The following is a 12,772-nucleotide window of genomic DNA, read 5'->3' as shown; positions in this document are numbered from 1 at the left end:
CCGGAGGTGGTCGATCTCATTCGGTGGGTGCGCCTATCCCTCAAGCCAGGCCATGAAGCGCGTGCGCTCTTCGCCGCACCGGCCGTTGCCGGAGGTGTGGGAGCTGTTTGGGGCGAAGGTGGAGCCATACGGCTCGGAGGTAAGTGTGCAAGCTTCCCGTACGGGCTGCAGAGCGTAGTAGACGCATGCGGCCAGGCCCACGACCAGCAGAGCAATGAGCAAGGGGCTTCGGGCCGTCGGGGAGGGCATGCCGGGATTCTAAGAGCGTCACATGCACAGGGCGCAGCGAGGGCCTGCCAAGCTGCGAGGTCCGGCATGGACGTGTCCAGTTCTGCCCTTCCTGTCCGCCAAGCTCCGCCAGCGCCGTCGGGAGCTCGGCACCCGCTGGCCTGCTCGCGGGGGGGGCAAGGCAGAGTACGGAAGGTACATGCCGTGCCGACGCGAGAGGAGCGGAGTTCTTCGTACCGCCGCCGTCGCCTCCGTCGGCCCCGGCTCCGAGCCTCACTGAGACCAGAAGTGAGACCACCGACATCCGTGCGGCACGCTCCCTGCGCCGCCGCCGTATCCGCTGAACGCAAAAACCCAGCTCAGACGATGTCTGGGCTGGGCTTCGGATGGAGCCGCTTTCGGGATTCGAACCCGAGACCTACGCATTACGAGTGCGTTGCTCTGGCCATCTGAGCTAAAGCGGCGTGCTGCCCGCACCATGGTGCGATCGGCAACGTCGGTAAGTCTACACAGTTTCCCGGGGTGCTTCGTACCCGCCCCGGAGGGGGTGGTTCCGGGGCGGGCGGGAGGGGTCATGAGCAGCGTTTCCCGGGCGGTGGCGGGGTGCCGCGCAGGAGGTAGGTGTCGATCGCGGTGTCGATGCAGGCGCTGCCGCGGCCGTACGCCGTGTGGCCGTCGCCGTCGTAGGTCAGGAGGCGGGCCGAGGAGAGCTGGGCGGCCAGGGAGCGGGCCCAGCGGTACGGCGTCGCCGGGTCGCGGACCGTACCGACCACCACGATCGGCGCGGCCCCCTTCGCCTCGATGCGGTGCGGCTCGCCCGTGGCCCGCACCGGCCAGTACGCGCAGTTCAGCGTGGCCCAGGCCAGGCCCGGGCCGAAGACCGGGGACGCCTTCTCGAACGCGGGCAGCGCCTTCTCGACGTCCTCGGGGCCGGCGAAGGCGGGCGGCAGGTCCAGGCAGTTCACGGCGGCGTTGGCCATCATCAGGTTGCTGTAGCGGCCGTCGGCGTCCCGCTCGTAGTAGCTGTCGGAGAGGGCCAGCAGGCCGGCGCCGTCCTTGTCCTTCATCGCCGAGGCCAGCGCCGTGCGCAGTTGTGCCCAGGACCCCTCGTCGTACATGGATGCGATCACCGCGGTGGTGGCCAGCGCCTCCCCCAGCTTGCGGCCGTGCGTGTCGCCCGCCGGGATCGGGTGGGCGTCCAGCGCGCGGAAGAACGCCCGCAGGCGGTCGCCGACCTGCGCGGGCGAGGCACCCTTGCCGCCGAGCGGGCAGTCGGAGTGCCGTACGCAGTCCTTCGCGAAGGCCCGGAACGCCGTCTCGAAGCCGGCCGTCTGGTCCAGGTTCAGCCTGCGGGCGTCCAGGGACGGGTCCATCGCCCCGTCCAGCACCATGCGGCCGACCCGCCCGGGGAACAGTCCGGCGTACGTCGCCCCGAGGAAGGTGCCGTACGACGCCCCGACGTAGTTCAGCTTCCGGTCGCCGAGCACCGCCCGCAGGATGTCCATGTCGCGTGCCGCCTCGACGGTGGAGACGTGCCGCAGCAGCCGCGCCGAATGGGCCCCGCAGCTCTCCGCGAACTTCCGGTCGGCGGTGACCAGGGCGTTGCGTTCCCGCGCGTCGTCGGGGGTCGTGTCCGTCTGCGTGTACGCGTCCATCTGCCGGCCGTCGAGGCATTCGACGGGCTCGCTGCGGGCGACGCCCCGCGGGTCCATCGCCACCATGTCGTAGCGGGCGCGGACCCGTGCCGGGTAGCCCACGCCGGCGTACTGCTGGAGGTAGTCGACGGCCGAGCCGCCCGGGCCGCCCGGGTTGACCAGCAGGGAGCCGAGCGGCTTGCCCTTGCCGGTGGCCTTCTTCCGGGCGACGGCGAGCCGTACGTCACCGGCGCCGGGCTTGTCGTAGTCCAGCGGGGCCCGCATCGTGGCGCACTGGAATCCGGGGACACCGCAGTCGCGCCACCGCAGCCGTTGGGCGTAGTACGGCGCGAGTGCCGACGGCGTCGCACGCGGCAGCTCGGCCAGCGCCGCCTCCACCCTCCCGCCCGCCTGCGCGGTGGGGTTCCCGGGCGAGCAGGCGGACACGAGGAGGGCGGCGGCCGCGAGGAAGCCGGACGTCAGGCGGATCGCCGACCGGGGGCTGGTGCGCCGGTGCCGACGGGAGCGGGGAGAAGGCCTGGTACGCATCGGACGAGCGTAACCCTGAGCGACGAGGCGAGTGCGGTGCGTGGAGCAGCGTGGCCCGTACGGGTGACGAGTCCGGGCCGGCTCCCGCGCGGCGCGCGCCCCGGGCCGACCCTGGGAGTGATGTCCCCGCGAGTGGCCTCCTCACGGGTGGCATCCCCACGAGCGACATCCCACGAGCGACATCCCCATGAGTGACATCGTGCGCTGCGGCTCACCCCGCTCGCAACGCCATCGTCATCGCCTCCACCGCCAGCAGCGGGGCCACATTGCGGTCCAGCGCCTCGCGGCACGCGGCGATCGCCTCGATCCGGCGGAGCGTGGACTCCGGGGAGCTGCCGCGGGCCAGCCGCTGCAGGGCGTCCTCGGCGTCGGCGTTGGCGATCGCCACGCGGGTGCCGAGCTGCAGGGCGAGGACGTCCCGGTAGAAGGCCGTGAGGTCACCGAGGGCCACGTCCAGGCTGTCGCGCTGCGTACGGGTCCTGCGGCGCTTCTGCATGTCCTCCAGGTCCTTCATCACCCCCGCCGTGCCCCGCGGCAGCCGGCCGCCCTGCACCGCGCCGAGCGCCGCCTTCAGTTCCTCGGTCTCCTTGCCGTCCATCTCCTCGGCGAGCTGCTTGGCGTCCTCCGCGGCCGCGTCGACCAGTTCCTGGGCGGCCTTGAGGCAGGCGCCGACCTCGTCCAGCCGCAGCGGCAGCTTCAGCACGGCGGCGCGGCGTTCGCGGGCCGCCGGGTCGGTGGCCAGGCGCCGGGCGCGGTCGACATGGCCCTGGGTGGCGCGGGCGGCCGACGCGGCGACCGCGGGCTCGACGCCGTCCCGCCGGACGAGCATGTCGGCGACCGCCTCGACGGACGGGGTGCTCAGGTTCAGGTGGCGGCAGCGGGAGCGGATGGTCGGCAGGACGTCCTCGATGGACGGGGCGCACAGCAGCCAGACCGTGCGGGGGGCGGGCTCCTCCACGGCCTTCAGGACGGCGTTGGCCGACTTCTCGTTCAGCCGCTCGGCGTCCTCGACCAGGATGATCTGCCAGCGGCCGTTCGCCGGGGAGGTGAAGGACTTGCGGACCGTGTCCCGCATGTCCTTGACCAGGATCTCGGCGCCGACCGCGGCGACCGTCGTGACGTCCGCGTGGGTGCCGAGCAGCGCGGTGTGGCAGCCGTCGCAGAAGCCGCAGCCGGGGGTGCCGCCGAGGGCGCGGTCGGGGCTCACGCACTGCAGCGCGGCGGCGAAGGCCCGCGCCGCCTGGTTCCGGCCCGCGCCGGGCGGCCCCGTGAACAGCCAGGCGTGCGTCATCTTCGACGCCTCGGGCAGCGGTTCGTCCGCGGCGGCGGCCGTGACGAGGGCATCGGCGTCCCGCGCGGCCGCGTCGAGCACCGCGCTCACCCTGTCCTGTCCGACGAGGTCGTCCCACACGGTCATGGGTTGCGCCGCCCTTCCGTCACGTTCCGCATCACGGAGTCCATTGTGCGGGCGAGCGCTGACACCCGGGGCCGGCGCCATCGCGGTGCGGTGGCTACGGCCGCCCAGCGCGGTGGCCTGCGGCCGTGACCAGTGCCTGGGGCGCCCGCCTCACCGGCGTCCCGGATCCGGCGTGCGCGTCAGCCCCGGCGGCCCCGGCCGCGTCCCTTGCGGCCCCGCTCCTCGTCCACGCCCCGGTCGTCGCCGTACTCCCCCGAGTCGTGTGAGCCCAGCAGTTCGTCTGCCAGCGTCGGCAGGTCGTCCAGCGGGGTCTCCTCGGCCCAGTCGGAGCGCGGTCGGATGCGGGGCGTGCCGTCCGCGTCGAGCTGGGGCATCTCGCGCGTGCGCGGCTCGGAGCCGTCGGGGCCGGGCCGCTCATCGCGGAAGAAACCGGGCGGCACCCGGTCCGAGGGGGCGTCGTCCCGTACGGGCGGCAGCACCGCGGTCTCGTCCGCCGCACCCGGGACCACCGGCGGCAGCACGGCCGTCTCGTCCGCCGCGCCCGACGGCACCCGGGGCAGCACCGCGGTCTCGTCGGCCGGTCCCGTGGCCGCCGGCGGCTGCGGCAGCTCGGTGGTCGCCTCGGGGTCGGTGTGGACACCGCGCGCGGCGCCGGCAGCACGCTCCTCGCGCACCGGACGCAGCACCGCCGTCTCGTCGTCCATGCTCCGCGGGTCCGTGCCCCGCGTGTCCGTGCTCCGCGGGTCCGCGCCCCGTGTGTCCGCTCCGCGTGCAGCCGCCTCCGGTGACACCACCGGCGTGGGGGCCGTCGCCGCGTCCGGGGCCACGACCGGTGCAGCGGGCAGGGGGGTGCTGGGCCTGCGGGCCGCCGCGTCGGCGGCCGCCGCGGCCTCGGCGGCCTGCCGACGGGCCTCCTCGGCCCGCAGCAGCGCCTCCTCGGCCTTGCGCTGCGCCTCCAGGCGCCGGGCCTCCTCCTCGGCACGCAGCCGAGCCTGCCGGGCCTCCTCCTCGGCGCGCCGACGGGCCTCTTCCTCGGCCTCCTTGCGGCGCCGTTCCTCCTCGGCCCTGCGGCGGGCCTCCTCCTCGGCGCGCGCCTTCTCCTCGGCGAGCAGCCGCTGCCGCTCCTCCTCCGCACGCCGATGCGCTTCCTCGGCCCGCTGCCGGGCCTCCTCCGCCTGCCGTTCGGCCTCGCGCCGCTGCGCCTCCTCCAGCTCGCGGCGCTTGCGCTCCTCCTCCTCGGCGCGCAACTTGGCCAGCTGCTCCTGGCGCTCGCGCTCCAGGCGCTCTTCTTCGGCCTTGCGCGCGGCCTCTTCCTCGGCCTTGCGGCGGGCCTCCTCCTCGGCCTTCCTGCGGGCTTCCTCCTGGGCCTTGATCTCGGCCTCGGAGAGGGGCAGCACGATGTCCAGGCGGTGCCGGATCACGGTGGTGACGGCCTCGGGTTCCTGGCCGGCGTCCACGACCAGGTAACGGCCGGGATCGGAGGCGGCCAGCGTGAGGAAACCGGCCCGCACGCGCGTGTGGAACTCCGCCGGCTCCGACTCCAGCCGGTCCGGCGCCTCGGTGAACCGCTCGCGGGCGGCCTCCGGGGAGACGTCCAGGAGGACGGTGAGGTGGGGGACGAGCCCGTTGGTGGCCCAGCGGTTGATCCGGGCGATCTCCGTCGGGGACAGGTCGCGGCCGGCGCCCTGGTAGGCGACGGACGAGTCGATGTAGCGGTCCGAGATCACCACGGCGCCGCGCTCCAGGGCCGGTCGTACCACCGTGTCGACGTGCTCGGCACGGTCGGCGGCGTAGAGCAGCGCCTCCGCGCGGTGCGACAGGCCGGCCGAGGAGACGTCCAGCAGAATGGAGCGGAGCCGCTTGCCCACCGGGGTGGCACCGGGCTCGCGGGTGAGCACGACCTCGTGGCCCTTGGCGCGGATCCACTCGGCGAGGGCCTCGGCCTGGGTGGACTTGCCGGCGCCGTCGCCGCCCTCCAGGGCGATGAAGAAGCCGTTCCCCGCCGGCGTGGTGACCGGGTCGTCGCCGCCGAGCAGCGCGTCCCTGAGGTCCTGGCGCAGCGGCACCCCGGACCGGTCGTCGACCTTGGCGAGCACCAGGGCGGCCACCGGCAGCAGCAGGGCGCCGACCAGCATCAGCGTGAAGGCGGCACCGCCGTGCGCGAAGACGAACCGGCCGTTCTCCAGCCGGTGCGGGCCGATCAGCGCGGCGACCAGGGGCGCGATCAGGGCGCCGAGCGCTATGAAGACGCGGACCACGGCGTGCAGGTGCTCGGTGGTGCGCGCCCGGCGGTGGTCCTCGGTCTCCTGGTCGAGCAGGGTGTGCCCGGTGTGGGCGGCCGCGCCCGCGGCGACGCCGGCCAGCGTGACGATGAGCAGGACGGTGGTGACGTCCGGGACCAGCCCGGCGGCCAGCAGCGCGATGCCGGTGACGGCGATCGCCAGGGCCAGCAGGCGGCGGCGGGAGAGCGAGGGCAGCAGCGCGGGGGCGGTGCGGACGCCGATGGCGACACCGCCGGTCAGGCCCAGCACCAGCAGGCCGTAGAGGACCGGGCCGCCGCCGAGGTCCTTGGCGTGCAGCACGCACACCGCGACGGCCGCCGCGATCGCGCCGGCGACGCCGGCACAGGCCGGGACGAGCAGCGGGATGGCGCCCGTACGGCCCTTGTCCACGGCGGTGCCGGTGCGCGGGCGGCGCAGACCCTCCAGCGGGGACCGCGCGCGGGGGGTGCGCGTGTCGGGCAGCTCCAGGTAGACCAGCACGGACAGCGAGGCGGCGAACAGGCCCGCCGCGACGTACGACCCGAGGGCCGCGTGGTGCTCGTCGAACCAGGCCACGCCGGTGCCGAGCAGGTTGTTCAGCAGGGCGGCGACGACCAGGGCGGCGGCGGCCAGCGGGATCGCCAGGAAGGTCGTACGCAACGACAGTCGGCGCAGCGCGTCCAGGTGGTCCGGCAGCGGCCGTACCGTCGCCCCCTCCGGCGGCGGGGCCGGCAGCAGGGCGGGGGCGGCGCTCTCCCGGCACACCGTCCACAGCCGCTCGGCGACGCCGGTGACGAAGGCGGTGACCAGCAGGACGGCGAGCGCGTCGTCAGGGGTCCAGTCGATCCACAGCGGGGCGACGATCAGCAGGGCGGCGCGCACGCCGTCGGCGCCGACCATGGTCCAGCGGCGGTCGAGGGGGCCCTCCTGGCCGGTGAGCGAGCTCAGCGGGCCGAGCAGGACGGCGCCGAACAGCAGCGCGGAGAGGATGCGGGCCGCGAACACCGTCGCCACCGCGAACGCCACGCCCCGGTAGCCACCGCCGAAGGCGCCCTCGTCTATGGCCGCCTGGAGGACCAGGACGACCAGCACGAAGAGGGAGAGGGCGTCACCGACTCCGCTCACCAGCTGCGCGCTCCACAAGCGCCTCAGCTGCGGTCGGCGCAGCAGGGAACGCACGGCGCGCTCGCGGGAGTCCGCGACCAGGGCGTCGTCCGGTGCTGTGGTGAGGGCCGTTGGCTGCTCGGCTCGCGTCATGCGTTCAGCCTATCCGCAGCCGCTGACACCACACCTCGCGTGTCCGACCGAACGCGTGCCGGTACGGAGACGTCACCTGGGCGCCCGCCTCCGGACGCCTGCGGCAGCGGCCGCCCCCGGGAGGCCGCCTACCCGGCGGGGATTCCTCCATCCGGCGAGGAGCCGTCCGTCCGACGGGATCCGACGAAGATCCGACCGACGAAGATCCGACTACCCGGCGGATGAGCCGCCAACCCGACGCGGAGACGCCGCCTGCCGCTTCCGGCCGCGGCGTGGGCCGCCGGCTGCGGACGGGCCCACTCCGGTGAAGCGTGCACCGGAGCTCCGTGTCTCCGGGCCGGCGGCGGCCCTCGCGGGGACGCCGCCGGACCGGTGCGGGGTCAGTCCTCCGCGCCCGAAGCCGTCGCCTTGGCAGCCGTCGCCTTCTTGGCGGTGGTCTTCTTGGCGGTCGTCTTCTTCGCGGCAGCCGTCGTCTTCTTGGCAGCCGTCTTCTTGGCGGTGGCCTTCTTCGCCGGAGCCGTCTTCTTCGCCGCCGCCTTCTTCGCGGTCTTCTTGGCGGGAGCCTTCGCGCGCTTCTCGGCGAGCAGCTCGAAGCCACGCTCCGGGGTGATCGTCTCGACGCTGTCACCGGAGCGCAGGGTCGCGTTCGTCTCGCCGTCGGTGACGTACGGGCCGAAGCGGCCGTCCTTGACGACGACCGGCTTGGCGGAGACGGGGTCCTCGCCCAGCTCCTTCAGCGGCGGCTTGGCGGCGGCCCGGCCACGCTGCTTCGGCTGGGCGTAGATCGCCTGCGCCTCCTCCAGCGTGATGGTGAAGAGCTGGTCCTCGGACTGCAGCGAGCGCGAGTCCGTGCCCTTCTTCAAATAAGGGCCGTAGCGGCCGTTCTGCGCGGTGATCTCCTGGCCGTCGGCGTCGGTGCCGACGACGCGCGGCAGGGACATCAGCTTCAGCGCGTCCTCGAGCGTCACCGTGTCGAGCGCCATGGACTTGAAGAGCGAGGCCGTCCGCGGCTTGACCGCGTTCTTGCCCGACTTCGGGGTGCCCTCGGGGAGGATCTCCGTGACGTACGGGCCGTAGCGGCCGTCCTTGGCGACGATCGTGTGGCCGGTGGCCGGGTCGGTGCCCAGCTCGAAGTCGCCGCTGGGCTTGGCCAGCAGCTCCTCGGCCAGCTCGACGGTCAGCTCGTCCGGCGCCAGGTCGGCCGGGATGTCGGCGCGCTGGTGCTGCTCGGTGTCCTTCTCGCCGCGCTCGATGTACGGGCCGTAGCGGCCGACGCGGAGCACGATGTCGTTGCCCACCGGGAAGGACGACACCTCGCGCGCGTCGATCGCGCCCAGGTCGGTCACCAGCTCCTTGAGCCCGCCGAGGTGGTCCCCGTCGCCGTTGCCGGCGTCGGCCGCGCCGCCCGTGGCAGTGCCCTCGCCGAAATAGAAGCGCTTCAGCCACGGCACGGCCTTGGCCTCGCCGGCCGCGATGCGGTCGAGGTCGTCCTCCATCCTGGCCGTGAAGTCGTAGTCGACGAGCCGCCCGAAGTGCTTCTCGAGCAGGTTCACCACGGCGAAGGACAGGAAGGACGGGACGAGTGCCGTGCCTTTCTTGAAGACGTAACCGCGGTCCAGGATGGTGCCGATGATCGATGCGTACGTCGACGGGCGCCCGATCTCGCGCTCCTCCAGCTCCTTGACCAGGCTGGCCTCGGTGTAGCGGGCCGGGGGCTTGGTGGCGTGACCGTCGACCGTGATCTCCTCGGCGGACAGCGCGTCGCCCTCGGAGACCTGCGGCAGCCGGCGCTCGCGGTCGTCCAGCTCGGCGTTCGGGTCGTCGGCACCCTCGACGTAGGCCTTCAGGAAGCCGTGGAAGGTGATCGTCTTGCCGGAGGCGCTGAACTCGACGTCACGGCCGTCGGCGGCCGCACCGCCGATCTTCACGGTGACGCTGTTCCCGGTCGCGTCCTTCATCTGGGAGGCGACGGTCCGCTTCCAGATCAGTTCGTACAGCTTGAACTGGTCGCCGGTCAGGCCGGTCTCCGCGGGCGTGCGGAAACGATCACCCGAGGGGCGGATCGCCTCGTGGGCCTCCTGGGCGTTCTTGACCTTGGCGGCGTAGACACGCGGGGTGGCCGGCAGGTACTCGGCGCCGTACAGCTGCGTGACCTGGGCACGGGCCGCGCCGACCGCGGTGTCGCTCAGGGTCGTGGAGTCCGTACGCATGTACGTGATGTAGCCGTTCTCGTACAGCTTCTGGGCGATCTGCATGGTCGCCTTCGCCCCGAAGCCGAGCTTGCGGCTGGCCTCCTGCTGCAGCGTCGTCGTACGGAACGGGGCGTACGGCGAGCGGCGGTACGGCTTGGACTCGACGGACCGCACGGAGAAACGGGTGTTCTCCAGGGCGGCGGCGAGGGCGCGGGCGTTCGCCTCGTCGAGGTGGAGGATGTTCGGGCTCTTGAGCTGTCCCACCGAGTCGAAGTCGCGGCCCTGCGCGACCCGCCTGCCGTCGACGGTCTGCAGGCGCGCGACCAGCGACGACGGGTCCGACAGGTCCCCGGCGCGGCCGGTCGCGAAGGTGCCCGTCAGGTCCCAGTACTCAGCGGAACGGAAGGCGATGCGCTCGCGTTCCCGCTCGACGACGAGTCGCGTGGCGACCGACTGGACACGGCCTGCCGACAGGCGCGGCATGACCTTCTTCCACAGGACCGGCGAGACCTCGTAGCCGTAGAGGCGGTCGAGGATGCGGCGGGTCTCCTGCGCGTCGACCATGCGCTGGTTGAGGTCGCGCGGGTTGGCGACGGCCTCGCGGATCGCGTCCTTGGTGATCTCGTGGAACACCATCCGCTTGACCGGGACCTTGGGCTTCAGCACCTCCAGCAGGTGCCAGGCGATGGCCTCGCCCTCGCGGTCCTCATCGGTGGCCAGGAAGAGTTCGTCGGACTCCTTCAGCAGGTCCTTGAGCTTCTTGACCTGGGCCTTCTTGTCGGCGTTGACGACATAGATGGGCTCGAAGTCGTGGTCGACGTCCACACCGAGCCGGCGCACCTCGCCGGTGTACTTCTCCGGCACCTCCGCGGCGCCGTTGGGAAGGTCGCGGATGTGCCCGACGCTCGCCTCGACGATGTAGCCGGGGCCGAGGTAGCCCTTGATCGTCTTCGCCTTGGCAGGCGACTCGACGATGACGAGTCGGCGGCCGCCCTGTGCGGTCTCGCTGGTCGGGGACAACTTCGCTCTTCTCTCCGGTCGACGCTGGGGCCTCCCCAGGCCGTGGTCCCGGGGTCGCGGCGTACTGCTGGCTCGTGTGACGCTGCGGAGTGTGACGCTACATCCCGCCCCCGTGTCAAACGGGAAAAGCCCACAACGGCCACTCGAACGGTAACCCGACTACCGCCATTCCTGCCGCCCGGACTGCCCGGCCGCCCCCACGACCATGTCCGGAGCGTGACGCTCCCCTTACCCGGCGGACACGGCGGGCGTCCGGCTCAGAGCCGGGTCAGACAGTACGCGGCGAGGGCCAGCGCGACCGTCGCGGCCACACTCGCGACGGCGGCCGATGCGACGCGGTTCACACCGGCGGCCACCGGCTCACCACGCCGCAGCCGGAGCCCGGTCCAGGCCAGCAGACCGGCCCCGAACAGGGCGAACACCATTCCCGCGAAGATCGCCGGCCCGCTCTCCATCGCCCCGCCGCCCCCTGCCCGTCATCGGTTCCCCCCAGCGCGGGGAGGGTGGCACGCGCGGGCGGCGAGCGGGCGACATCGAGGTGAACGGAGCACCCGCCACCGTTCGAACGCATGCCCGAAAAGAGGTGTGCGGGATCGCGCATCCATATTTTTCCGGCCGTTTTCCGGAAGCGGTCCCGTTCCGGCCGCGGTCGGCATGATCCAGGGGCGTGTGCTTCCGGCATACGACGATGCTCACGCCGCGGTCAGATGATGATCGGATCGCACCTACGGCGGCAGGGACACGACGGAGTACGACAGCTGCGCCGCGCCTCCCACGCCCCGACGGAAGCCGCCGCCCCCCACGAGCCGACGCCCGCGGCGTCGGCTCAGAGAACCGGCGCACCGGCGTCCGGTCAGCGCACCGGCTCCAGGAAGCCCTGTTCCACCAGCAGCCGGATCTGCGCGGGTGTACGGTCGCGCAGCAGCACCGGGTCCTCGCCGACGAGCTGTGCGATGGCGTCCAGGATCCGGCCCGCGCTCAGCGTGCCGTCGCACACCCCCGCGAACCCGGCGCCGACGGTGTCCACCTTCGTCGCCCGGCGCATCCCGCGGTGCTGGCGCAGCACCACGTGCTCCGGGTCCTCGGCCCCGGGCAGCCCGACCTGCTCCTGCACCACTTCGTCGGTGAGCTTGAAGCGGCTGTCCAGCAGCGCCGCGTCGTCGTGCGCCCGGAGGTAGTCGAGCCGCTCGAAGTGCGCCCGGACCGTGTCCCCCAGCGGCTGCTCGACCGGGTGCGGCCACTCCTCCACGGTGACGACGGGGTCGTCGGACCCGGTCCTGCGCAGGGTGATCCAGCCGAAGCCGACCGCCCTGACCTTGCGCGCCTCGAACTCGTCGAGCCAGGCGTCGTAGCGCGCCTGGTACTCCGCCGGGTCCCCGCGGTGGTCACCGGCGTCCCTCAGCCACAGCTCGGCGTACTGCGTGACGTCCTGCACCTCGCGCTGCACGATCCAGGCATCGCACCCGCGCGGCACCCACGACCTGAGTCTGTCCTGCCAGTCCTCCCCCGCCACGTGCTGCCAGTTCGCCAGGAACTGCGCGAACCCGCCCTCGGTCAGCCGTTCCCCCGCCTCCTGAACGAGCGAGCGGCACAGATCGTCCCCGCCCATGCCACCGTCCCGGTACGTCAGCCGGGCCCGCGGGGAGATCACGAACGGCGGGTTGGAGACGATCAGGTCGAACCGCTCGTCGCCACGGACCGGCTCGAACAGCGAGCCCTCCCGCAGGTCGGCGGCGGGCGCGCCGGACAGCGCCAGCGTGAGCGCGGTGATGTGCAGCGCGCGCGGGTTGAGGTCGGTCGCCGTCACGCGCGTGGCGTGCTGTGCGGCGTGCAGCGCCTGGATACCGGAGCCGGTGCCTAGATCCAGGGCCGAGGTGACGGGCGTGCGCACGGTGATGCCGGCGAGCGTCGTGGAAGCACCGCCGACACCCAGGACGACCCCCTCCTCGTGCCGGCCGATGCCGCCGGCGCCGCCGACCGCGCAGCCGAGGTCGGAGACGATGAACCAGTCCTCGCCGTCGGGTCCGCCGTAGGGCCGTACGTCGACCGTGGCGGCCACCTCGTCGCCGCCCACGCGCGTGAGCCAGCCGGCCTCCAGCGCCTCCTCGACCGGCAGGACGCCCGCCAGGCGCGCGTGGGGCACCGGCTGCTGGAGCAGGAACAGCCGTACGAGCGTCTCCAGCGGCGTGTCACCGCGGGTCGCCCGGAGCGCGG

At 73.2% G+C, this 12,772-nt stretch carries 6 protein-coding genes and 1 tRNA gene; all 7 read right to left on the bottom strand.

Features of this window, described 5'->3' with window-relative positions; all coding sequences use genetic code 11:
• Window positions 1-615 precede the first annotated feature (615 nt).
• Window positions 616-692 (bottom strand) — tRNA-Thr (locus IE312_RS15575).
• Window positions 693-800: 108 nt separating this feature from the next.
• Entirely contained in the window at window positions 801-2,411 is a 1,611-nt protein-coding gene (locus IE312_RS15570) for an alpha/beta hydrolase (RefSeq protein ID WP_189982159.1), read from the bottom strand.
• A 211-nt stretch (window positions 2,412-2,622) separates the two neighbouring features.
• Window positions 2,623-3,828 carry a DNA polymerase III subunit delta' gene (locus IE312_RS15565; RefSeq protein WP_189982157.1) on the bottom strand — a complete coding sequence of 402 codons (1,206 nt, stop codon included), beginning with the start codon at window positions 3,826-3,828 and terminating at the stop codon, window positions 2,623-2,625.
• Between the two features lie 179 nt (window positions 3,829-4,007).
• Window positions 4,008-7,346 carry a dTMP kinase gene (gene tmk, locus IE312_RS15560; protein ID WP_189982155.1) on the bottom strand — a complete coding sequence of 1,113 codons (3,339 nt, stop codon included), beginning with the start codon at window positions 7,344-7,346 and terminating at the stop codon, window positions 4,008-4,010.
• A 380-nt stretch (window positions 7,347-7,726) separates the two neighbouring features.
• Window positions 7,727-10,558, bottom strand: a complete 2,832-nt coding sequence (topA, locus tag IE312_RS15555) for a type I DNA topoisomerase (protein ID WP_189982153.1) — start codon at window positions 10,556-10,558, stop codon at window positions 7,727-7,729.
• Between the two features lie 257 nt (window positions 10,559-10,815).
• Window positions 10,816-11,013 (bottom strand): hypothetical protein, encoded by a 198-nt coding sequence (locus tag IE312_RS15550; RefSeq protein WP_189982151.1) that lies wholly within the window; start codon window positions 11,011-11,013, stop codon window positions 10,816-10,818.
• Between the two features lie 398 nt (window positions 11,014-11,411).
• Window positions 11,412-12,772, bottom strand: a 1,361-nt coding sequence (locus tag IE312_RS15545) for a DUF7059 domain-containing protein (protein ID WP_229899816.1), incomplete at its 5' end; no start/stop codon positions are given.

It is taken from the genome of Streptomyces capoamus (assembly GCF_014654935.1).
GTDB lineage: Bacteria > Actinomycetota > Actinomycetes > Streptomycetales > Streptomycetaceae > Streptomyces > Streptomyces capoamus.
The sequence above is the reverse complement of the archived record's forward strand: the minus strand, read 5'-3'. Positions and strand labels throughout refer to the sequence as shown.